16 protein-coding genes and 1 other RNA gene are annotated in these 24807 nt (G+C 47.6%); 10 read left to right on the forward strand and 7 right to left on the reverse strand.

Annotated elements, in window-relative coordinates; genetic code table 11:
* The 5 genes from H164_RS15580 to H164_RS0110355 form a co-directional block, all read right to left on the reverse strand.
* On the reverse strand, positions 1-283 hold a 283-nt coding region (locus H164_RS15580), incomplete at its 3' end, for a transposase (RefSeq protein WP_026356342.1).
* A 376-nt stretch (positions 284-659) separates the two neighbouring features.
* Positions 660-824 carry a rubredoxin gene (rd, locus tag H164_RS15195; RefSeq protein WP_008563683.1) on the reverse strand — a complete coding sequence of 55 codons (165 nt, stop codon included), beginning with the start codon at positions 822-824 and terminating at the stop codon, positions 660-662.
* A gap of 26 nt (positions 825-850) precedes the next feature.
* Positions 851-2041 (reverse strand): anaerobic nitric oxide reductase flavorubredoxin, encoded by a 1191-nt coding sequence (locus H164_RS0110345; protein WP_019968548.1) that lies wholly within the window; start codon positions 2039-2041, stop codon positions 851-853.
* Positions 2042-2146: 105 nt separating this feature from the next.
* Positions 2147-4240 (reverse strand): outer membrane beta-barrel protein, encoded by a 2094-nt coding sequence (locus tag H164_RS0110350; protein ID WP_025830262.1) that lies wholly within the window; start codon positions 4238-4240, stop codon positions 2147-2149.
* Between the two features lie 55 nt (positions 4241-4295).
* Complete coding sequence (locus H164_RS0110355; protein ID WP_019968550.1) at positions 4296-5222, reverse strand: DMT family transporter; 927 nt, start codon at positions 5220-5222, stop codon at positions 4296-4298.
* A gap of 803 nt (positions 5223-6025) precedes the next feature.
* On the opposite strand from H164_RS0110355, the gene H164_RS15585 reads away from it, so the two are divergent.
* The 7 genes from H164_RS15585 (at position 6026) to H164_RS0110390 (ending at position 11790) form a co-directional block, all read left to right on the forward strand.
* The gene (locus tag H164_RS15585; RefSeq protein WP_154652149.1) at positions 6026-6559 is read left to right on the forward strand and encodes a hypothetical protein; all 534 of its coding nucleotides are present in this window, start codon (positions 6026-6028) and stop codon (positions 6557-6559) included.
* A 113-nt stretch (positions 6560-6672) separates the two neighbouring features.
* Complete coding sequence (gene lpxD / locus H164_RS0110370) at positions 6673-7713, forward strand: UDP-3-O-(3-hydroxymyristoyl)glucosamine N-acyltransferase (protein WP_025830263.1); 1041 nt, start codon at positions 6673-6675, stop codon at positions 7711-7713.
* A 3-nt stretch (positions 7714-7716) separates the two neighbouring features.
* Positions 7717-9108 carry a bifunctional UDP-3-O-[3-hydroxymyristoyl] N-acetylglucosamine deacetylase/3-hydroxyacyl-ACP dehydratase gene (locus H164_RS0110375; RefSeq protein ID WP_008563690.1) on the forward strand — a complete coding sequence of 464 codons (1392 nt, stop codon included), beginning with the start codon at positions 7717-7719 and terminating at the stop codon, positions 9106-9108.
* 16 nt (positions 9109-9124) lie between these two features.
* Complete coding sequence (gene lpxA / locus H164_RS0110380) at positions 9125-9895, forward strand: acyl-ACP--UDP-N-acetylglucosamine O-acyltransferase (protein ID WP_019968554.1); 771 nt, start codon at positions 9125-9127, stop codon at positions 9893-9895.
* Positions 9895-10794 (forward strand): tRNA (adenosine(37)-N6)-dimethylallyltransferase MiaA, encoded by a 900-nt coding sequence (gene miaA, locus H164_RS0110385; RefSeq protein WP_019968555.1) that lies wholly within the window; start codon positions 9895-9897, stop codon positions 10792-10794. Before lpxA ends, miaA begins: the two co-directional genes overlap by 1 nt.
* 114 nt (positions 10795-10908) lie before the next feature.
* Positions 10909-11317: RNase P RNA component class A (gene rnpB, locus H164_RS14925), an RNA gene on the forward strand.
* A gap of 41 nt (positions 11318-11358) precedes the next feature.
* Positions 11359-11790 carry a hypothetical protein gene (locus tag H164_RS0110390; RefSeq protein WP_019968556.1) on the forward strand — a complete coding sequence of 144 codons (432 nt, stop codon included), beginning with the start codon at positions 11359-11361 and terminating at the stop codon, positions 11788-11790.
* Between the two features lie 183 nt (positions 11791-11973).
* Here H164_RS0110390 and H164_RS0110395 read toward each other — a convergent pair whose 3' ends face one another.
* Positions 11974-13026 (reverse strand): glycoside hydrolase family 43 protein, encoded by a 1053-nt coding sequence (locus H164_RS0110395; RefSeq protein WP_019968557.1) that lies wholly within the window; start codon positions 13024-13026, stop codon positions 11974-11976.
* A 722-nt stretch (positions 13027-13748) separates the two neighbouring features.
* Here H164_RS0110395 and ruvA point away from each other — a divergent pair.
* Genes ruvA through H164_RS0110410 form a run of 3 tightly spaced genes read left to right on the forward strand, consistent with a single transcriptional unit; the run spans position 13749 to position 22531 of the window.
* Entirely contained in the window at positions 13749-14366 is a 618-nt protein-coding gene (gene ruvA, locus H164_RS0110400; protein ID WP_019968558.1) for a Holliday junction branch migration protein RuvA, read from the forward strand.
* Positions 14367-14421: 55 nt separating this feature from the next.
* Positions 14422-21873, forward strand: coding sequence for a T9SS outer membrane translocon Sov/SprA (gene sov, locus H164_RS0110405; RefSeq protein ID WP_036887894.1), 7452 nt, complete (start codon positions 14422-14424; stop codon positions 21871-21873).
* A gap of 25 nt (positions 21874-21898) precedes the next feature.
* Positions 21899-22531 (forward strand): GNAT family N-acetyltransferase, encoded by a 633-nt coding sequence (locus tag H164_RS0110410; RefSeq protein WP_019968560.1) that lies wholly within the window; start codon positions 21899-21901, stop codon positions 22529-22531.
* Between the two features lie 202 nt (positions 22532-22733).
* On the opposite strand, the gene H164_RS0110415 is transcribed toward H164_RS0110410, so the two are convergent.
* Positions 22734-24806, reverse strand: a complete 2073-nt coding sequence (locus H164_RS0110415; protein ID WP_019968561.1) for an LTA synthase family protein — start codon at positions 24804-24806, stop codon at positions 22734-22736.
* Between the last annotated feature and the right edge of the window lies 1 nt (position 24807).

The raw sequence follows: 24807 nt of genomic DNA on the forward strand, positions 1-24807 counted from the left end.
GTTCCTTCACCTCATCACTTGTTGCTTCACGAATGGTATCACCATCAAGGCGAGCTTTGCCTGCCTCAATAAATTCCTTATTCCATTTGTAGTAAGTGCTATCTGATATACCATATTTACGGCAGAGCTCGGCAATACTATGTTCGCCACGGATTCCTTCCATCACAATTAAAACCTTTTGTTCTGAAGTGAAAATTCGTTTCGTGTTACAACGGATATCCTTTAACAAGGATTCTGATGTTCTCTGCTGAGAACCTGCTGAAAGATTCTTTTTTGTTGTCATTGTGCAAATATACTTTTTTATTAATATAATTCATACTAAAATCCCAAACTTAATTGAGGTTCCAGTTGTGCACTTTTGTTTGACAACGTACAAATTACGAATCCTACTTCCGTGCATCATGTTGCATACTATTGTGACGGACTTTTAACCCTGTTATATCCTTTGTAGCCCAGGGTAGGTGAGCGTAATGTGCGCCTACTCCGAGCAACTTATGTGCGAGAGGGGATAACACGGTGTTGTTGAATGTGGAATAATAATGCCATAATCTGCAATTCACATAACAGAGCCCCGGCCTTTGCTGGTCGGGGCTGTGTGCAAGGTGTGAGGACGTCCTCACTTATTTTCCGCGAAAAGATGCTTCCGCGAAAGGGAGGCGTTATTCTTCAACTTCGCTGAAGTCGTCCTTGGTTACGCCGCAAGTGGGGCAAACCCAATCATCGGGAATGTCTTCGAATGCCGTACCGGGGGCAATGCCACCGTCGGGATCTCCTACTGCGGGGTCATAGATATACCCACAAACGTCACATACATACTTTTTCATAATCGTTTTTGTTTAATATTAATAATCTATTTCGTTGCGATAGCAAACGCTTTTCCATATTCCCGACAAGCGGCGAGCGCGTCTTCGTCGGGCACCCAAAGGGTCTTGAAGCCTTCGTTGACAAGTTCGAAGCCGGCTTCCTGCAAATGCGTGCTGATGAGCTTCGGTGCATCGCCGCTCCACCCGTAAGAGCCGAAAGCTGCTCCTTTCTTGTCTTTGAACTTCAGGCCGCGGGCCATCTCGAGAATGCCGGCAATGGCGTAAGAATAGCCGTAGTTGATGGTGGGCGAACCCACGAGCACGGCTTTCGACTGGAACATCTCGGTCAGAATATCGTTCTTGTCTTCTTTCGCTGCATTGAAGAGCTTCACGGTGACGGTGTTATCTTCGGCCAGAATACCGTCGGTGATGGCCTCGGCCATCTTGCGGGTCGACTGCCACATCGTATCGTAGACAATCGTAATCTGATTTTCCTTGTAGTCGCTCGACCATGCCAGATATTTCTCCACAATCTGCATCGGGTTCTCTTTCCACATCACGCCGTGGCTCGGGCAAATCATCTTGATGGGAAGGTTCATACCGATGACTTCCTTTACCTTGCGATTGGCCATCGGACTGTAGAGATTGATGATGTTGGCATAATACTTCTCGGCCTCCCACAGCAGGTCGTTCTGCTTCACAAGGTCATTGTAGAGAGACTCCGATGCAAAATGCTGACCGAAGACGTCGTTAGAGAACAATATCTCATCGCCTGAAAGGTAGCTGAACATCGTGTCGGGCCAATGCAGCATGGGAGCCTCAATGAAAGTCAATGTCGACTCGCCGATTTCAAGTGTATCGCCAGTCTTAACCGTCACATAGTTCCAATCCTGATGATAGTGCCCACGAAGAATGGCCTCACCTTTCTTCGTGCAGTAGATGGGTGTGTCAGGAATCTCACGCATCAGTTCGGGAAGTGCACCACTATGATCGATTTCATTGTGATTCATCACGATGTAGTCAATCTCCTTCAAATCAATCTCTCGTTTCAAACGGGCAACAAACTCCTTGTCATAGGGTTGCCAAACCGTGTCCATCAACACGGTTTTCTTGTCACGAATAAGAAACGCATTGTAGCTTGAGCCATGATAGGTGGAGAGTTCATCGCCATGGAAACTCACCAATTCCCAATCAATCTTGCCGACCCAAGTTACTTTCTCTGTTATTTTCTTTGCCATATGAATTACGATTTGTTTTATCAATGGACAAAGGTAACAATAAATTCCAAGAGAACAACAATAAAGCTTCTTTTTTTGAATTTCTTAGGAAAGAGCCTAATCTTATCAGTGTCCCATTCGAGAAGTATCAACGCCTTTTACCTTCTTCTCCTTGTAACCGCCGAATTTATAGATAATCGTGATGGTGCCCGACGCCCATCGTTGTCCGACTTTCATGCGGTAGTCCTGATTGCCCTGCACGGAGCGCGTGTCAAACTGATGGTTAAAGATGTTGCTGCCATTAATGCGTAGGTTCCACTTGTCATTGGCCGAAGCCCAGCGCAAGTCGGCATTCAGCATGAATACGGGACTGATGTCATACACCCCCTGTATTGCTTTCGTCTGAAAGAAAGGATTCAGTATGAGGCGCAGGTCTTGTGTATGGCATAGTTTGATGGAAGTAGTGCTCCCGAGTATAGCGCTGAATTTCTTGCGGTCGAACGGCAAGTCGAAGAAATGGCTACTCTTATCGTGCTTGCATTGCCCAACGATAAACGCATTACCGCTTAGCCACTTGCCTATAGTGAACATGGCCGAGGCCTGTAGTCCGAACGTACGGTCGAAGTCGAAATTGGTTTCTTTCATGATGACGGCCATACGGTCGGTGGTCTGGTAGGGCAGTTGAACGGAATAATCCGGCTTCAAACTGGCAAAGGCCATGAGCGTGTAGCGCCGTTTGAATTGCCACATGAGGTTAACATTATAGTAGGAATAGGGCTTCAGGTTGGGATTACCCCATATCTCAGAGTAAGTAGACGGATAGAAGATACTGCTCATGGTTGACCAATAACTGGGAAACTCGGTGTTGGAACTGAATGACAGGTTCAGAATATGGTCGTCATTGATGTTCCACAGCGCATTCAGCGAAGGATAAATATGCCATTCGTTCCATTGTAAAGAGTGGTATTGCTCGGCAGCAAGCGAGGCTTCAAGACTCAAGTGCTTGGTAAGCTGTTTACTAAATCCTGCATACACGTTCCATATCCGCTCGGAGATGTCTACACTACTCGATGCACCCGGCACCACATTGCCCAGCTTGTCGAGTGTAGTCTGAAAGCTGTTATTGGTTGCAAACTGCGCTTTGAGGCCATACGACAGTCCCCAACCATGGCTCAAAGAATGATTTTGGTCGGCCGCAAACGCCCACTTACGGATGGTCTGCCGGCTGTGGGTAGCAAGATTACGACTTGTGCCCGAAAGACCTCCTCCCGTGAGCAGCATTCCGTCAAGTAACTGTTCTTGGGGCATTCGATAATATGTATACGAAGCATTGAGCCGCAATCCGAAGGGCAGTGAATAGTCTGCGTCCACATTGTGAATATAGGTATGACTGTCAGAATGTTGTTCTGCGACGCCCGTTCCCGTGGTATGATTGTTGGCATTGTACTTGCTCCATGTCCCTGTGTAAGAAAGGTCAAGCCTGTGGTTCTTGGTAAAAGCATAGTTCATACCTAATCGATAGTTGTGTGCAATACCGAACGACTTGTTCCATGTCTTGTCGTAATAAGCAATGCGGTTACCGACCAATGGGTGATTGGCCTCATGGGAGACTTCGCTATACGAACTGCCATCACGGAAAGAATACTGCACATCCATGCCGAACTTTCCGCGCTGTATATTCAGATATCCTTTGCCAAATCCCATTCCGTATCTGCTTTGCTGCCAGCTTCCGGCAATCTGTCCCGACAACAGACGCTCGCCGGCGTGCGCTTTTGTGACGATGTTAATGGCCATGCCACGCACATGATATCGTGCAGGAGCCGAAAGCATCACTTCTGCCTTGACCACTTCCTTGGCAGGCAATGCTTTCAAACGGTCGGTCAATTGCTCCTGTGTCAGCGTTGTGGCCTGTCCGTTTATGATGAGTGTCACTCCGTTGCCTGAGAATTTAAGACTTCCGTCGGCATCACTGATGCCGGGAATGCGCGTCAGTGCTTCGTATGCATTGTCGGCCGGAAGCTGTTTCAAGAGCTGCGGCATGTTGTAGGACAGCATTCCTCGCTCGGCCTTGACAATGGGGCGAGAGCCTTTAATCATCACTTCGGGCAGACTGTGCATCATCTTTTCCATTGTAAGCGAGTCTGCAACGTCCGCAGTTTGGGCTTCCATTGCCATCACATCACACAATAAAGCCCCTACAATCAATAGTTTGCAATTCATAACTCATCTATATGTTAACGCTTTGGAAACGGAATCTCCGCTTCCTTTGTCTATTTTATCTTCTCTTTCCATTTGCAGGCGAAGCAATGATATAAATACCGGCGGCGGCAAGCAGGCCTGCAATGGCATATTTCCAATAGAAGGGTTCGTGAAGACACAGACATGAGGTCACAGCTCCCACAATGGGAATCAGGGAATTATAAATGGCCACTTTGCCCACGGGATTGCAAGTGAGGAGCTTGTTGTAGAGGGTGAAGCCCAACGTGCTGATGGCTATCAGCAACAGCAGGTAGAGCATGCCCAGTAGCGTGGTCCGGGGCAACGTGCCACCCCACAACAAGGCCGGAATAATCAGCAGTGCGCCGCCGACGGCCAGACTGTAGCCCGTCCCGACAAACACATCGACACGCTTACCCAGCCCACGGGTCAGCAGAGAGGCCGTGGCTCCGCAGAGCGCATTCAGAATAATCATACCGTCACCCAGCCATGTGAACCGTCCGCTGTCGGCATTTCCCAAGTTCAAACAGAGGATACCCACGAAGCCGATGCCCACGCCCATGAGCTTCTGCCATGTCATCTTGTCGCTTTTGAAGAAGATACAGGCCAGAATGACTACCGAGAACACGCTCATCGAGTTGAGAATAGCCGCCCGAGAGCCTTGACTGTGCGACAGTCCGATGTAGAAGAAGGCATAGTGCAACGTGGTGTTCATCATGCAGAAAAGGGCGATATACCACCAGCTGCCGGCCGCCTTGACGCTGAAATCCCTGCGCGTCAGGCGGGCTATCGCAAGGATAATCAGGCCCGACAGACCGAAACGAATGCCGGCAAAAAGCATCTTGCTGGCAGTCATGTCGGCCGTTATCATGAATTCGGCAAACCCCAGCTTGATCAGCGGATAGGCCCAGCCCCATGCAATGGCCGCCGTGAGTGCGAAAAGCGAAACCCATAGTGGGCGTTGAAATATACTTTGCTGTTCCATTCGTATCTTGTTCTCAGCTTACAAAGTTAATATTTTGTGCCGGATTATTGGGCATAAATCCCACGTTTTCTTACCTTGCGATGCCATCTCTGCCATTTTACCGTGCAATCTCAGCTATATTACCGCACAGAATGGCTGGGATTACGTTGCAAAAAGGCTGATATTGCAAGCCGGGACACTCGCTCCCGGTCCTCCAAGAAACCTAGCCTGCCCCTCCAAAAACTTACCCCGAGTCTCTCCCAATACCTACCCCGACCCTCCCAAAGGGAGGGAGCCCGAGCTTGCGGGCCTGGCGAATGTTGCATAGTGTCTGCCCTCGCCGTGAATACAGCGAGGGGCGTCGAGCGTGCAAGCCACTTTTGCACTCGTAGTCGAAGGCTCGTTTGTGGTGTTATATGGAGGGATTTTGAGTGTGCAAGCCGCTTGCATGCCTGTATTCGAGGGTTCCTTCGTGACGATATTTGGAGGAATATTGGGCGTGCAAGCCGCTTTTGTGCTTGTATTCGAGGAAACGTTTGTGGCGATATTTGGAGGAATACCGAGTTTGCATGCGGTTTTTGCTCCCCTCCTTCGGAGGGGTTGGGGGAGGTATCAGAGGGTTTGGTCTCGGTATCCCTTTCCATCAACTTGCCAGCGTCGGCGTCGTCGACGACTTTTTCTACTCTTTTCGTCGTCTTTTTTTGTTCTTGTTCTTGTTCATTGTTCTTAGGAACGTTAACAGGTTGATTATCAATGGTCTCATTTGTTAATTTATTTAAACTTCTATTTGACTTTTCATTTTTCGCGGAACATTTAACAAATAATTGCAAAAGATAAGGGCTCGTGAAAGTTTGTCCGTCGGGTTCGATCTCAAACAAAGCGGGGAAGTCGCGAATGAGCTGCAGAATGGTACGTTTGCTCTTGTGGCAGATGTATGCGATTTCGGGCACGATGGAAAGCGGAGCGCGGCAGTCGGTGTGGCGTTCCAAGAGACATTTCATGATGTAGAGTACGATTCCCCAGCCCTCGATGCCGTATTTCTGACGCACGAGTGTCATGTCAAGCGAGTTGAGCATTGCGATGTCGAAGCGAATGAAGGGACCTTTTCGGTTCATGGTGCGGTTGTTTCGGGCGGTCGTTCCCACCCTTTGCGTGTTGTTATTTTCCATTTTGATAAGATGATTAAGTGTTATCCGTTTACAAAGACAGTGCAAGCGAGTGCAATGAAAGCTTGTTTTCGGATTGCCGAGTGCAGCCTGTCTTCTACAAAGATACAAAATCTTGCACCCCCTTTGCAAGTTTTTCGGGAAGAAAATATGAAATATGTCTCCAAAAAGATACACCTTTATATTAAATAATGAACCCTTATGCAGAGAAAAGTTTTACAGATACTTCAAAATATTGGCCATATCTGCTCCGTTATGGATTAATTTTGCTATATTTGCAAAATATTTCAGAACAAGACATAGATATGGAATTTACAGCAAAGCAGATTGCCCGGCTTATTCAAGGACATATCGAGGGCGATGAGAATGCAACCGTGAACGCTTTTGCCAAGATAGAAGAAGGCGTTGCCGGTGCCATTTCATTCCTTGCCAACCCTAAATATATTCACTATCTTTATGAAACAAAGTCGACAATCGTGCTTGTTGACGAGAGTATAACTATCGAAAAGCCGGTTCATACAACTATTATCAAGGTGGCAAATGCACGTGATTGCGTGGCAAAACTCCTGCAATTGTATGAGAATGGTATGCGTCAAAAGAAGACAGGAATCGACAGTTTGGCTTTTATTTCGGCCTCGGCAAAGCTCGGTAAGGACGTGTATGTCGGGCCGTTTGCCTATATCGGCGACGGTGTTGTCATCGGCGACGGTTGTCAGATTTATCCGAATGTTGTCATCAGTGAGCAAGTGACGGTGGGCAACGACTGCATCATCTATCCGAATGTGACCTTGTATGTGGGCGTGAAGATAGGCAATTGCGTGACTATTCATGCAGGGAGCGTGATTGGGGCCGATGGTTTTGGCTTTGCACCGAATGGCGACGGATATGACAAGATACCGCAAATAGGGACTGTTGAGATTGGCGATAACGTGGAAATCGGGGCCAATAGTTGCATAGACCGTTCGACAATGGGTAGCACTAAAATCCATAAAGGCGTGAAGTTGGACAATCTCGTGCAGATAGGACACAATGTAGAGGTAGGCGAAAACACGGTGATGTCGGCCCAAGTGGGCGTTGCCGGAAGCACAAAGATCGGCAAGTGGTGCATGTTTGGCGGTCAGGTTGGCGTTGCCGGCCATATCGAGATTGGCGATAAGGTGTTCCTTGGTGCACAAAGCGGGGTTCCGGGAAGTCTCAAAAGCAATCAGGCCCTGATCGGGACTCCCCCAATGGAGAAGCTCCCTTACTTCAAATCGCAGGCTCTGTTCCAGCGTTTGCCGGAAATGTATAAGGAGCTGAATGCCCTTAAAAAAGAAATCGAAGAAATCAAGAAACAAAGATCATAGGATATGGAAGCTAAAAAGCAGACAACACTGAAAGGAAGTTTCTCTCTCTTTGGGAAAGGATTGCACACGGGACTGAACCTCACGGTGACCTTCAATCCTGCACCTGAGAATACAGGATATAAAATCCAACGCATCGATATCGAAGACCAGCCCATCATTGATGCCGTGGCTGAGAACGTTGTCGACACGCAACGCGGAACGGTTCTTGCCAAAGGCGATGTCCGTGTCTCGACAATAGAACACGGAATGGCGGCACTCTATGCCTCGGGCATAGACAACTGTCTGATACAAGTCAATGGACCAGAGTTCCCCATCCTTGACGGTTCGGCCGCCATGTATATAGAAAAAATCAAGGAAATAGGTCTTGTCGAGCAGAATGCGACAAAAGATTATTACATCATTCGGCATAAAATAGAGGTGAAAGACGAGAACACGGGGTCGGTCATCACGATTCTCCCCGACGATCAGTTCAGTCTCACGGCCATGTGTTCGTTCAACTCCAAGTTCATCAACAGTCAGTTTGCCACACTTGAGGACATGACAACCTTCGATACGGAGATAGCGGCCGCAAGGACATTTGTCTTTGTGCGCGACATCATGCCACTGTTGGAGGCCAACCTCATCAAAGGAGGAGACCTTGACAATGCTATCGTCATCTATGAACGTGAGGTGAGCCAAGAACAATTGGATCAATTGGCCGATGTGCTGAAGGTGCCGCGCATGGATGCCACGAAGATCGGATACATTCAGCATAAGCCTTTGATGTGGGAAAACGAATGCACGCGCCATAAATTGCTCGACATCATCGGCGATATGGCCCTCATCGGTAAGCCTATCAAGGGAAGGATTGTCGCAACCCGGCCGGGACACACTATCAACAACAAGTTTGCCAGACTGATGAGAAAGGAAATTCGTAAACACGAGGTGCAGGCTCCGATTTACGATCCCAACGAAGTGCCCATCATGGATAACAAACGCATTCGTGAATTGCTCCCTCATCGTTATCCCATGCAGCTGGTTGACAAGATAACGGCAATGGGACCGACGAGCATAGTAGGCGTGAAGAACGTAACGGCCAACGAACCTTTCTTTCAAGGTCACTTTCCCAACGAACCCGTGATGCCGGGGGTGCTTCAGATAGAGGCCATGGCACAATGTGGCGGCCTTTTGGTTCTTGGCCAATTAGAAGAGCCGGAGCGCTATTCTACCTACTTCTTGAAGATAGATGACGTGAAGTTCCGCCAAAAGGTCGTTCCCGGTGACACGCTTTTGTTCAGAGTAGAGTTGTTGGCTCCAGTGCGTCATGGCATCAGTTCCATGAAAGGCTATATGTTTGTCGGTGATCAGGTCGTGTCAGAAGCGACATTCACAGCACAGATTGTAAAAAACAAATAATCCTATTCAGGTAGATATGAATCAAATCAGCCCGCTTGCCTTTGTTCATCCCGAGGCTAAAATTGGTGAAAACAATATCATCGGCCCTTTCTGCTATATCGATCGTGACACGGTTATCGGAAATGACAACGTGTTTCAAAACAGTGTGACCATCAATATCGGTGCACGCATCGGCAACGGGAACGAGATATTCCCCGGTGCAAGCATCTCTACAAAGCCGCAGGATTTGAAATTCAGGGGAGAAGTCACCACTTGTCAAATCGGAAATAACAACAGTATCCGTGAAAATGTGACGATTTCTCGTGGCACGGCTTCCAAAGGTTCGACCCTCATCGGCGACAACAACCTTCTGATGGAGAACATGCACATAGCCCACGACTGCGTGTTGGGGAGTAATTGTATCATCGGAAACTCAACTAAATTTGCAGGTGAGGTCAACATAGACGACAATGCCATAATCAGTGCGGCTGTTTTGACCCACCAGTTTTGCCGAATTGGCGGTTATGTCATGATACAAGGAGGTTGCCGTTTCAGTCAGGATATTCCACCATATATCATTGCCGGCAAAGACCCAACGAAGTATTGTGGTGTCAACTTGGTAGGACTTCGCCGCCGTGGCTTCAGTAATGAACTGATTGATACCATTCATGAGGCCTACAGATTACTCTACTCGAAAGGCATACTGAAAGAAGGTATCGAGGAAATCAAGAAAAACCTTAAAGTAACGCCCGAAATCCAATACATCATTGATTTTGTTGAGGCTTCCCAACGGGGCATCATCAGATAATGAAGACGCTCGTTGTTGTCCTTGGACCTACGGGGGTAGGGAAGACGGAACTTTGCATCAAGGCGGCCCGGCACGTGAATTCGCCCATCATCAATGCCGATTCACGACAAATCTATGCTGAGATTCCCGTTGGGACTGCAGCTCCGACCCAAGAACAACAACGCGAGGTCACTCACTACTTTGTAGGAACCCGCACGGTAAAAGATGATTACAGTGCGGCAAAATATGAAGAGGAAGCGTTGCAACTCATCGAAACACTGTTTCATCAAGGGCACGATATCCTGCTGCTGACAGGCGGAAGCATGATGTATATTGATGCCGTATGCAATGGAATCGACGATATTCCGACCGTAGACTCCGAGACACGCGAACTGCTGAAAAGGAAGTTAGCCGAAGAAGGACTGCCCCGTCTCGTTGAAGAACTCAAAGTCTTAGACCCCGAACACTATCATATTGTAGACCGAAAGAACCCCCGTCGCGTGGTACATGCACTTGAAATATGCTACATGACGGGAAAGACCTATACGTCGTTTCGCACACAGAAGAACAAAGAACGACCGTTCAAAATACTGAAGATAGGACTCAATAGAGACCGAAGCGAACTTTATGAAAGAATCAACGCACGTGTCACGACCATGTTCGGCCACGGTCTGATTGACGAATGCAAGCGTGTTTATCCCTATCGTGAATGCAATGCCCTCAACACCGTGGGCTACAAAGAAACCTTTCTTTATCTCGATGGCTTGCTCACGTTGGAAGAAACCATTCGGCAGATACAGTCGAACACGCGGCAATACATGCGGAAACAACTCACTTGGTTCAAACGCGACCTGAAAACCCGATGGTTCCAGCCCGATAACTTGGAAGAAATCATAAACTATATTGACGAAAACACATAGCGCCAAATAGGCTCTACTTATCTTTCAACTTGCTTTTGATATGCCCATAGAAAGATAAAAACCACCCAATTGTTTTGTCAGCCACGCTTTTTCTGCTATCTTTGCACACGGAAAGCAGTGCTCAGGCACTGTCGCTGGCATGATTTAACGTGCGAGAGGAAAGTCCGGGCAGCATAGGACGCTCCACTTCTGAAAATGGAAGCTATTGGCAACAGTAGGTTCAGACAGAAGAAAATAACCGCCATGCCAAGCGTTTGACCGGATAATCCTGTTATTCGCTTCATGGTAAGGGTGAGAAGGTGGTGTAAGAGACCACCGGCCGGCGGGTGATCGTCGGGCCGTGTCTGCTGGAGGCTGCAAGTTCATGTATATCGCAGATAGAAGGTTGTCCGCCTGAACGATTTCTTTAATCGCTGCGAAGGGTAGAATGCTTAAGCCGCAGGGCGACTTGCGGATTAGATAAATGACAGGGCTCCGTTTCTTTTGACGGATACAAAACCCGGCTTATCAGAGCACTGCTTTCCTTTTTTATTGATATGAAGTGAAATCAGACCATAGAGAAAGATGAGTTTTAGACTGAATGAGCCTGCACGGAAGGTTGACGACCTGCAGCAAATGGTTTATAGAATAATCGACACGTGGGGAGATGCGCCGGACTTTCCGCAAATGAAAGACTACGGTGTGACCAAGGAGTCGCTGCTGTCCTATTTGTTCGACAAACAATCCGTTCTCGACAGCATGGGAAGCGAGAAAAGTCACCTGACGCTTTTAGGCATCTTTGTGGTTACTCCGATTTTCATTGCATCGCTGTTTCCCGTAAGCAAACTCCCATTTGGGCGCTATGCGGCAATATTGTTCGCTATCGGCGGGGCACTTCTCTTCGGCCTTGTCAGGCTTTTCATGGGCTTCGTCATCAAACAAAGGCTCGCCAAGATGCATGATGAGCAACATGAGCAGTATATCGAGCAGGTCGTCAATTATAGAAGTCGGAAATAGGCCGTTATCTTTTTTGCGTTTTCTTGCATTTATCGTAGAATGCACAGCCCGCACACTTGTAGTCCTTACATCTGATATTCTGTTTCACAGACCGATAGGCTTTCACGGCAACAAAAGCAACCGCAATGCATATAATGACTCCGACTATAATATATTGTATAAGCATCTATGTGCTGTGTTCAATCAGTTCTTCTTGTTGTTCCAATAGTTTTCCAACCGCTCGTATTCTTTCTTTGTTAATGCAAGGAAAGAGCCATGTTGCGGGTCGGCAACGCCTTTGATATCCTGCGGCGAATGGAAGTTTTGCAGCTTTTCATCAGCTCGACAGATGCGATATTTGGTTGGTGAGGAGGAATATTCCACGTAGCCAACGCGCCATCCCTTTTCTCCTGCAATCCGGAAGGCTGATGCTCCCTCACATTGCTTGTTGCCTTCGAAGCTGACATAGTCGTTTTCGTCGGGTGCAGGCCAAGGTCCTGTCAGATGTGAGGCTTGCGTAGTGAAGATACCCCGCTTGCCTCCTTCCTTTTTAATCATCATGTGCCATTTTCTGTCAGCCTCTACCCACACAATATCGGCATCAATCGTGGCATAACCCCAATCGAAAAGCAGTTTAGGTTTGGTGATGCGGGTGAAAGAACGGTCGGCATAGGAGTAGAATACGCGGTCGTATTTGTCTTCATTCTTATTCAGCAACGAGTAATAGATGAAATATCCGCCTCGTTTCCCATCTTCCCAGACGTGGTTTTTATCCCATACAACCTGCGGAGCCCACACTCTGTGTATGCTGCGATAGTCTTTATAGAAGTCGGGCGAAGTCTTATCACAGAAGATTTCGGGCCCCTTTCGGAAGTCAAACGTAACGGCCGACCAGTGAATAAGGTCGTTTGAGCGCAACAAGTTGATGCCATAGTTCAGCCACTGACGGCTCTTTCGGTTGCACATATCAGTAGTTACCATCACAAACCCTTTCCCATCGGCCGCTCGGTTGATATAAGCATCACGCGCTCCGCCCTCTATTTCCGAAAAACGCCGCGTATCATAAACCTCATTGCCATTGTTGAGGTCGTGCCAATTGATGCCGTCTCTGCTCAAGGCAAAGGCCGTCCATTCGCCTTTTCGGCTCATGTGGCAGTAAAGATAACCGTAGGGATTTTTTATCTGTTTCACTTGCGCAACAGCGGGCATGAAAAAGAGCGAAAGCAATGCGAAAATAATGTTCTTGCGAAGGGCCATAGTGCTGGAGGTATATTAAAATAAAAAGACTTTCCGTTTGGAATGATTGATGCTACTCATTATTTTTTGTGTATGTAAAGATAGCTAAAGTTTGCTGAAAGACGAATGGCGACGGTTCCTTTTAGTCTATATTAACTAAACGGGAGCGGGCATCGGCGAGGTCGTCTGAGCCTTTTTGCAGCCTGATTCCAGCCGTTTTGTCTTGTAATCTCAGCCATTTCGCCGTTCAATATGGCTGAGATTGCCGTGTAAAATGGCTGAGATTGGGAACCCAAATAAACGCCCTTGCGAGAGAGGTTAAATTTCTTTGCGGGAAGAAATAAATTTTCTCCCGTATGAAAATAAATTTCTTTGCGGGAGAAAAAATATTTCTTTGCGGGAGAAAATAAATTTATATACGGGAAGAAATAAATTTTCTTGCGGGAGAAAATTTGCGGGCATACGGGAGAAAATTTTACGGCTTACGATAATCTGTGACTGCTATTCTGAACCGCTTGAATGAATACAGGGATGCACGACGCGTGCGTCTGCTCAAACAAACGTGTATATGTGCTTTCAATCTATCTCGGACGGACGTACAGGCCGCGCGTCCCTACAGCCCCGAAGCAGTGTGGCGATGAATGACGGGCGTCTACTTAACATCGCCATCGCACAATAAATCGGTGTTCACATGCGTTATGAAATTATATTAAAAAGAAGATTAAAGAACGAAACAGAACAGTATGATAGAATATATCAAAGGGGAACTGACCGAACTTACACCGGCTTTGGCCGTTGTCGAAGCCGCAGGTGTGGGCTATGCACTCAATATATCGCTGACCACTTACAGTGGCATTCAAGGTAAAAAGGAGGTGAAACTCTATGTGCACGAGGCCATCATGACGGGCGGACGCGACGATAGTTTCACGCTTTATGGCTTTGCCGGCAAGCAGGAACGGGCGCTTTATCGGCTGCTTATCACGGTTTCGGGCGTGGGAGCCAATACGGCTCGCATGATGCTTTCGTCGATGAGCCCGGCCGAACTTTGCAATGCTATCGCCAACGGCGACGATAAGATGATCAAATCGGTGAAAGGCATCGGGCTGAAAACGGCGCAACGCATCATCGTTGACCTGAAAGACAAAATCATGGCGGCCGGTATAGCCGACGAGTTGCACGTGGGCAGCGGAAAGGTGGGCGCCATCGTGAACAATGCCGTGAAAGATGAGGCCGTGGCCGCATTGACCATGCTTGGCTTTTCGCCTGCGCCGACGGCCAAGGTCGTTGTGGCCATTCTCGAGAAGCAAGCCAATTTGCCGGTAGAGCAAGTGGTGAAAGAGGCTTTGAAGCAGTTAAAATAAGCACGAATTTCGTTCATTGAGTGGGAAAAAGGCATACGCATTATTGGGCTTTCTGATGGCATTTGTCATCAGCTATGCCTTTAGTATGCCCTTTTATCAGCATGAAGTCGTCGGTTCGCAAGGGCGTTCGGGGGGGCAAGAACAGCCTCGAAAGCCTGAAAAAGACACCGTTTCGTCGCCGAAAAAGCCGCTTTGGCGCGTCCAACGCACGTTGCCGGTGACGTGGCACGACCTCGACAGCAGTACGCTCGACCTTCAAATGCCGCTCAATCTGCGCCGGCAAGTGTTCTATAACGACACGCTCAACAGTTATTTTCTTGGCAAACGGCTTGGCGGAACCTATCTTACTGCGCCCATCATGATGTCGCCCAAGGAGTATTTAGACTGGAGCGGGCGGCAGCAGCAGCATGCTTTTTTCCGCAGTAAGAACACGGAAATCTACGAAACCAAAGGCAAAGAGAAGTTTGATTTCAGCGATATGCACTTCGAACTTGGTCCTGCCGAGAAATTGTTCGGGCCGGGCGGCGTGCGTATCCGAACGCAGGGAACGGCCGAATTGAAGTTCGGGGCCACAATGAAGAATGTGGATAATCCGGCATTGACCATCAACCGGCGCCGCACCACAACGATGAACTTTGATGAAAAAATCAATCTCAATGTCAACGGTAAGGTCGGCGACAAGGTAAACATGAACTTGAACTACAACACCGATGCTACCTTTGACTTCGATGCACAGAACCTGAAGCTGAAGTATGAAGGAAAGGAAGACGAAATCGTGAAGCTTGTCGAGGCAGGCAATGTTTCTTTTCCTTCAAACTCGTCACTTATCAGTGGTGCCACGTCGTTATTCGGCCTGAGAACCGATTTGCAGTTTGGCAAACTCAAGATGCAACTCGTCGCATCACAGAAGAAAAGCTCGTCGAAAAGCGTTTCCGGGCGGGGTGGGGTACGGCTTACGCCTTTTGATCTCAGGGCGACCGACTACGAAGAGAATCGCCACTTCTTCCTTTCACAGTATTTTCGCGACCGTTATGCCTCTACCATGCGGCAATTGCCCAATCTTACGACGGGAATTCGCATCAATCGTGTGGAAGTTTGGGTGACCAACAAGACTGGAACGACCAGCAACACGCGCAATATCGTGGCACTGACAGACCTTGGCGAGAACGTTAGGGTGAGCAATACACATCTTTGGAGCACATCGGGCATGGTGGTGCCTGCCAATGCCGCCAACACCGAGTACGCCGCAATGACGGGAGCCTATGGAATGGCCCGTGATATAAATCAAACCTCGACGATACTTGATGGTGCCGGACTGACAGGTGGTGCCGATTATGAGAAGTTGGAGAGTGCGCGTCTGTTGAATGCTTCCGAATATTCAGTCAATCAGGCTTTGGGCTATGTCAGTCTCATCACAAGTATCAATACAGATCAGGTTGTGGCTGTGGCTTATGAATATACTTATGGAGGGGTAACCTATCAAGTGGGAGAGTTTGCGGGCGACCGCACTGATGTGAAAGAGGCTTTGTTTGTGAAATCGTTGAAGAACACCAGTAATAATCCCTCGCAAGGCAACTGGAACTTGATGATGAAGAACGTGTATCGACTCGGCGATACAGTAGAGAAAGAGAAGTTTCGTCTTGATGTCAAGTATCAGAGTGACACGACCGGAGTTTATCTCAGCTACATCCCGGAACCGAAAGTAAGGCAACAGCCGATTATCAAACTCCTCGGAGCAGACCGTCTTGACAATAACAACCGCCCAAACAGCAATGGCTATTTTGACTATGTGGAAGGCTATACCGTGAATAACGGGAGGGTGTTCTTTCCTGTAGCGGAACCTTTCGGGCGCGATTTGTATCGTGCGCTTGTCGATAAAGGGGTAACAGCGGCTGTAGCCCGTAAATATATTTTCACAGAACTCTATGACAGCACGAAAACTATAGCCGGACAAATTGCAGAAAAGGATAAGTTTAATCTTGTTGGTCGCTTCAAAGGTTCTTCAGCCAACGTTATTTCACTTGGAGCCTACAACATTCCACAAGGCTCAGTGGTCGTAACTGCAGGTGGTATGCGGCTGACGGAGGGGACAGACTACAGTGTGGATTACAGCGCAGGCGAGGTAACTATACTCAATCAGAGCATTCTTGATGCCGGAACGGCAGTCAATGTGTCGCTTGAAAGCAACAACGATTATGGCATGCAGCGCAAGACGATGCTGGGTATGAATTGGGAATACGACTTCTCGCGCAACTTTCAATTGAGCGGAACGCTGCAGCATTTGTCGGAACAGCCGCTCACCAATAAGGTTAAGATGGGATCTGAGCCACTTAATAATACGCTTTGGGGATTGAATATCAATTGGAAGAAAGAGAGTCAATGGCTTACGGACATGTTGGATAAGTTGCCTTTCCTGCATTTGACACAGCCTTCACAGATAAGTTTTACAGGCGAATTTGCCCAACTTATTGCGGGAAGCAACACCGGAACACAAGATAATGCTTCTTATCTTGATGATTTCGAGAACACCACCGGCAAGATTGATGTCTCTACACCTACGTCATGGATCATATCCAGCGTGCCTTCCATGTTTCCGGAAAGCAGAGATAAGACTACATTGGCAAGTGGTTTCAATCGTTCTTTGTTAGCATGGTATAATATAGATCCGCTGTTTACGCGTCGCAGTAGTTCGCTTACGCCTGCTCATTTGAAGAATGACTTGGAACAACTTTCCAACCATTATGTGCGTGAAGTGGCAACACGTGAGCTCTTTCCCAAGAAAGATTTGAATAATTACAATGGTTCTTCTTCAACATTGAGTATTCTTAATCTTGCTTATTACCCTAATGAGCGTGGCCCTTATAACTTTAATCCCGACCTTAATCGTGACGGTTTGCTTTCTAATCCTGTGAAACATTGGGGAGGATTGATGAGAAAGCTTGACACCAATGACTTTGAGCAGGCTAACATTGAGTATGTTGAATTTTGGTTGCTGGATCCTTTTATCTATTCCAAGCGGAAGCCCAATGCACATGAGTATGGAGGAGACTTCTATCTGAACTTTGGCGAAGTGTCTGAAGACGTGCTTCGTGACGGAAAGAAGTTCTATGAAAGTGGTATGTCTGTAGATGGTTCGCAGCGTTATACGACAACACAATGGGGAAAGATACCGACTTCGAGCACGGTCACCTATGCTTTTGCTACTACCAAGAATGCACGTGCTTTGCAAGATGTGGGCTTCAATGGACTCAATGATGAAGAAGAACGTGCTTTTCGCTCCTATCAGAGCTTCCTCACTTCCGTTCAGGGAAGAGTGAGTGCGGCGGTGTGGGATTCCATCTATCGAGATCCTGCAAATGATGATTACCATTATTTCCGAGGTTCTGACTATGATCAGATGAGAGCCGATATTCTTCGGCGTTATAAATATATCAATAATCCGCAAGGTAACTCGCCGGATAGTGAGTCAAGTAATGAACGTTACGACACATCATACAAGACAATGCCAGATGTGGAGGATATCAATCAGGACTATACACTTAATGAATACGAGAAATATTACCAATACCATGTTTCATTGCGTCCCGAAGATATGGTGGTTGGCAGCAATCATATTGTTGACAAGCGTGATGCAAGCGTGAAACTGCGCAATGGGAAGACCGAGGAAGTGACGTGGTATCAGTTTCGTATTCCGCTCAGTGAATATGAAAAGCGGGTCGGTTCAATCTCCGGTTTTACGAGTATTCGCTTCATGCGTATGTTTCTTACGGGATTTAGGCACCCGATAGTGTTGCGTTTTGGAAGCCTCGATCTCGTGCGTGGTGACTGGCGTGTCTACGAACAGAACTTAGATAGCAGAGTCGGTTCGGGAAAAGTGGCTGTCAGTTCGGTTAGTATAGAGGAAAACGGTGATAAAAGTCCCGTTAATTATGTCTTGCCTCCGGGGATTAGTAGGGAACAAGACCCGACACAGCCACAGCTTGTGGAAAGTAACGAACAGGCTTTGAGCTTTAATGTGCATCACTTGAGTCATGGCGAGAGCAAAGCTGTGTATAAAAACACTGCAGTTGATTTAAGACAGTATAAACGTTTGCAGATGTTCGTACATGCAAATGCATTGGAACAGAATACAACACAGCTGGCAGATAACCAGTTGGCGGTTTTTATACGCTTCGGTTCAGACTATAAGAATAACTATTATGAGTATCAGATACCATTGAAACTTACTCCGGCGGGCAAATATAACCTCTATTCGCCATCGGACCGGGCCGCCGTTTGGCCGCAGGAAAATATGGTTGATATCCCATTAAGCCTTTTAACCGACTTGAAAAAGCAGCGTAATATGGCCAAAGCTGAAGGGAATGCGAGCTTTACACAAGCGTTTACGGCCTATGACAGAGCGCATCCGGCCAATCTGATTACGGTGATGGGCAATCCTTCTTTGGGTGCAATAAAGACGATGATCATTGGTGTGAGAAACCTTTCTGCCGACATAAAAAGCGGTGAAGTATGGGTCAATGAGTTGCGTCTGAAGGAATATAATAATAAAGGAGGCTGGGCTGCCAACGGAAATCTAAATGTTCAATTGTCAGACCTTGGAACAGTGAACGTGCAGGGAAGATATGTTAGTGATGGTTTTGGTGGACTTGAAAGTACGGTTGCCGACCGTATGCAGGAAAGTCAGTCACTCTACAGTGTGACAACAAACTTGGAACTGGGCAAATTCTTTCCGGATAAGGCTAAGGTTTCCGCACCTTTATATTATTCGGTCAGCCATGAAACAAGTCGACCGCGTTACAATCCTTTAGATACGGATATGACATTGAAAGATGCTTTGCAATCGGTTGCAAAGAACGAGCGTGATAGCCTTGAGTCTATTGTTGTGACAAAGCGGGTCAATACCAATCTGTCACTCTCAAACATGAGGGTAGGTATTCAGACAAAGACGCACCCTATGCCTTATGACCCGGCCAATTTCTCGTTTTCCTACAGCCATTCTCACAGTCATACGAGTGGTGAAACCACCGTTTATGAAAATGAGGATAACTGGCGAGGTGCTATAAACTATAATTGGTCACCAGTCTATAGGGCATGGGAACCATTCAAAGGCATCAGGAACAAGTCGAAATGGTGGGACATTTTTCGGAAGTTTGGCTTCAATTGGTTGCCACAGAATGTTGGTTTCAACACGGAGATGACTCGTAGTTACTATGAACTTCAGGAGCGGGATATGGAAAATCTTGAGGCTAATCGCCTTCCAGTGACTTTCAATGAACAGTTTTTGTGGAATCGTGATTTCATGCTTCGTTGGGATTTGACACGCAATTTGCATATGAATTTTCAGAGTGCAACGCGCTCACAAATAGAGGAACCCTACACACCTATAAATAAATTGCTTTATGCCGACCGTTATCAAGCTTGGAAAGATTCGGTATGGACGAGCATCAAACAGCTGGGAACGCCACTTGATTATCAACAGACATTCACACTTTCTTACCAGCTTCCGCTGAATTTAATCCCTGTTTTTGATTGGATAAATACCGATGCGCAGTATAATGCAAACTATACTTGGGTGAGAGGAACGGAAACCGAGAACCATATCAGCCTTGGAAATACGATAACAAACAATAGGAATTTGAATTTGAATGGCAGTTTTAATCTGGAAAGGCTCTACAATCATATTCCGTTTTTGAGGAAAACCAATGAGCGATTTAATCGTAGTGGATTATCTACCTCACAATCTCCTACAAGAAAAAATCGTCGGTCTGACGACAGAAATTTGCAGGCTTTACCTAAGAACAAAGATGCATTTGAACGGGAAATCATATTGCGTTCCGACACGACAATAATCCTTGAACATGCTAAGCAAAGCCGACGAATCGTGGTAAATGCCCGCACGGAAGACGGTCATCAATTCAAATTAAGGTTTAAGAAAATTGATGATAACAGAATCCGTATAATGAATAAGGTTGACTCTGCACTAAAACTAAAAGTCACGGTCAATCTGAAAGCACCATTGGAGAAACAAGGTTGGTATCGAACGGCACAAACCATGGCGCGTATACTGATGATGGTGAGAAACGTCAATATCAGTTATCGTAATCAATATGCCATGACCTTACCAGGCTTCATGCCTAATATAGGAAAGGCATTCGGGCAGACTCGCGGTGGCGGATTACTCTCTCCGGGACTTGATTTCGCATTCGGCATGATTGACGACTCGTATATTGACAAGGCACTCAGCAGAAATTGGCTGTTGATGAACGACTCCATAGCGACACCTGTGGCCACTACCTTGACAGAAGACATTCAACTACGGGCAACCTTGGAGCCTTTCCGTGACTTCAAAGTTGATTTGAATGCGACCCGTGTTGCAACCAAGGCCCGAAGCATACAATATATGTATGCCGGGAAGCCTACGACGCAAAGCGGGACTTTCTCTATGACAACTATTTCCTTGGGAAGTGCATTCGAAGGAATAGGTAATGCAGGCAATGGCTATCGTAGTAAGACCTTTGAAAGGTTCTGCAACTCGCTTGATGCTTTCCGACAACGCGTGGAGAGTCAGTACCGTGACGCTACATACCCTGCAGGAACAAGTTTGGCCGGTCGGCCGTTTAATGCTGCAAACGGTACAGTTGAACGGTATAGTGCCGATGTGATGGTGCCGGCTTTCCTTTCAGCCTATACGAATATGGGAGGAAACAGCCTTGATATTTTCCCTTCATTGCTTAAATTGCTGCCCAACTGGTCTGTACGTTACAGTGGATTGGTGAAGCTGTCATGGTTCCGAGATGTGTTTCGCAGCTTTAACGTCAATCATTCTTACAAGAGCATCTATACTGTCGGGGCTTATTCTTCGTTCAGTAGCTATCAGGAATATATGAACGGGCTTGGGTTTATCAATGATGCCACAACCGGGAACCCCATTCCCTCAAGCATGTTTAATGTTTCAATGGTGAGCATTAATGATGCTTTTTCTCCACTCTTGGGGGTTGACATGACTTTTAAGAGTGGTATGACGGCCAAGTTGGAATACCGTATGGTGCGAAGCTTGAATCTCAGTATGACGAGTGTCCAGATGAACGAGGCTCGGAGTAAAGACTGGGTTATCGGGTTGGGTTACCGATTGAATGATTTTAATCTCTTTGGTCTCGGTGTCCGTCGTAAGACAAAAGGCCATAAGAAGAATGCAAATGCCGATATGCAGCAGCCTACGACGGAGAAAACGCACGGGGGGGTAAACCATAATTTGAATCTCAACCTTGATTTCAGCTATCGTAAGCAGGCTTCGCTGACGCGCGATATTGCCACCGTGACCAGCAATGCGAGTAGCGGAAACTCCGCGTTTAGATTAAACTTCACGGCGGATTATACGTTTTCTCGCATGCTGACAATGAGCTTCTACTATGACTTTCAGAGCAACACGCCACTGTTAAGCAGTAATAGTTACCCCACATCTACGCGTGACTTCGGATTGAGCGTCAAATTCTCATTGACACGCTGATGAATATTTTATAAGGTAAAGCTAAATGGACAAAATAAGAATTGAAAACGCAGCGCCCCATCAGGCATCAACCATTGCCTCCTTGGTGATGTTGGCCATGAATCATGATTGTTGCCAATATTTCGCAGGCCCTCATCACACGTTGGATGACTTTCATCGAATGTTGACAAGACTTGTGAAACGGCGCGATTCACAGTATTCCTATCAGAACACGTTGGTCGCGCTGGCCGGGGAAGATGTTATCGGGTGCTGTGTGAGTTATGACGGTAGCCGGTTGCGTGACCTGCGTCGTGCTTTCTTAGAAGAAACACGGGATAGTTTCGGCTTGGACCATTCGCATATGGCTGATGAAACGCAGGCTGGAGAACTGTATATAGACACTTTGGCCGTTAGCATCGGCTATCGCGGGCAAGGTATTGCGACCTCCTTATTGCAAGCTACTTGCGAAAAGGCCGCGGCTCTCCATCTGCCTGTCGGCTTATTGGTTGACAAAGGAAACCCCAAGGCAGAACGTCTTTACAAGAGTTTTGGCTTTCGCTACGTAAATGATGCCGTGTGGGGCACTCATCCCATGAGGCATCTACAGCGTTGCGATGACGGATTACCAGTTAATTATAAGGACAACCACGAAAACAACCTTACTAATGAATTGGGTTAATAAGGGATATTGTGCTAATGGAAACATAGTCCTAATTGAAAGGGGAGACATCATTAATTCGAATTGCCCACGACCCTAAATAAAAAAACGACGTCCCTAATTAAAAATAGGAACGTCGCTAATTGAAAAGAGCACAATGTCTAATATGGGTTACCTCCCCGTCTGATTGAAAAGAGAGGAGGAGATTATCGAAAACAGACGGCTACCGCGCTTTCAGATAAAGGTTGACGTATTGATAATTAGCCTCGGCCTTGCGGAGCAACACCCCATCAATCTGATTGACGGGCTGCTCGTCGAATGTACCGTCGGAGAGTGGACGGACGGTGAACTGTCGAACATTGCGCACCGGGGAAAGCACCGTCAGGCGGTTGGCCTCATAATAGCCCAAGTCTTGATAAGTGGCCATGAAGGCGCGGGGGCGGAACAATGGGGTGAGAATGTCTTTGCCCGTAAAACCGACCTCGGTGCGCAGATGTAGCAGTGAGAGCACCGTGGGCATGACATCTATCTGCGAGCACACCTTATCTATATAGGCAGGCTTGACCAGCTGCGGTGCGTACACGAGGCAGGGGATATGGTAGCGGTCGATGGGCAACGAAGTCTTACCTGCGCTTGAGGCACAATGGTCGGCGATGATCACGAAGAGCGTATTGGCAAACCACGGCCTGCGCGCTGCCTCGCGGAGCAGCTGTCCGATGGCATAGTCGGTGTAGCGTACGGCAGCCTCTCGCGTATGTGGGTCGCCGTCGACATGTATCTTTCCCGCCGGATAGGTGTAGGGACGGTGGTTGCTCGTGGTCATGATCTGCGCAAAGAAAGGCTTTTTCTGTTTTGCATCGGCATCAAAGACACTGAGACTCTTGTGGAAGATGTCTTCGTCGCACACACCCCAGATGTTAGCAAACGTGATGTTTTCGGGCAAAATGTGCTTGCGGTCAATGACCTCGTAACCATTGCGGCCGAAGAAGTTGCCCATATTGTCGAAATAGCTGTCGCCGCCGTAGAAGAATTGCACATGATAGCCGAGCCGCTTCAGCACCATACCCACGGAAAGATTGCCCATGTTGTTCTGCTTGCGCTTGATGATGCTTTCGCCTGAACTTGGCGGAATGCAGAGCGACAGGGCCTCCAAGCCACGCACCGTGCGGTTTCCTACGGCGTAAAGCCGGTCGAATACAAGGCTTTTGTCCATCAGGCTGTCGAGCGTGGGCGTGAGATTCTGCTTGTTCCCATAGCGCGTGAGGAAGTCTGCGCTCAGGCTCTCCACCGTGATCAGCACGATATTGGGCCGGTTGCTTGCAAGACTGTCGCCGATTGTCTTGCGCCCATTGCTGTCCAAGCCCGCCTCACGACGGTAAATGGCCCGGGCCTCGGCCTCGGGTAGCATGGGATAGAACTTATCATAGTCCAATTTGTTGCTTTGAAAGGCGATACAGAAGTCGCAGATGCCATTTTGTTCAAGCTGTGTGACATACTGATTGTCGCTCTGCAGAGCGTGGGTTGCCCAAACGATGAGATAACCGAGCAAGGCAAGGACCGCATAGCAGCCCAGATGCACGGCCAGTAGACGCGGCGTATAGAGCTTGGTCAGCCGGAAACGCGTCTTTCTGGAGTTCCAAAAGACAATCCCCACCGTGGCAACGAGCACGCCGATGAGAAGCGGAACGACGGCATAGGACTCCAAGATGTTGCCTATCACCTCGTTGGTATAGACCAGATAGTCCACGGCAATGAAGTTATAGCGCACGCCGAACTCCTGCCAAAAGATGACTTCACCCATCGAGATGAAAAGAAACAAAAAGACATAAAGTCCCCATGTGGCGTAGAGTGTGACCTTGCGCCAAGTATCTCGTAGCCGTGGAAGCAGGAAACGCAGTGTGAAACTGAAGAGTTTCCAACTCAGGAACGCCTTTGCAATGAGGGGCGCACCGCCTCCGTATTCATCAAAAATAGAATGACAGCACAGCGTATAAAGCAGTCCTGCCAAAAGAAGAAGCTCAATGAGCCAACCGCCGACCTTGGAATACTTCCACTCGTTCAAGCCCAAATAGACGAAGAGCAGCGGAATGAAGAGCAGAAGTCCCGTTCCAAAATCAGACAAGACGCCTATACTCAGAAGCCGAAGAATGCTTCCGAAAGTATAAGAAGCGTCATCGGGAGACAGCACCATCAAGACAATCCTGAGCAAGAAGCCCACGACAAGATACAGTCCAAGGAATTTGCTCATCATTACATAGAGCGGATTTCGTTCAATCGTTTTCGTGTTCTTTTTCATA

Origin of the sequence: Segatella maculosa DSM 19339 = JCM 15638, from assembly GCF_000382385.1 — a bacterium.
GTDB lineage: Bacteria > Bacteroidota > Bacteroidia > Bacteroidales > Bacteroidaceae > Prevotella > Prevotella maculosa.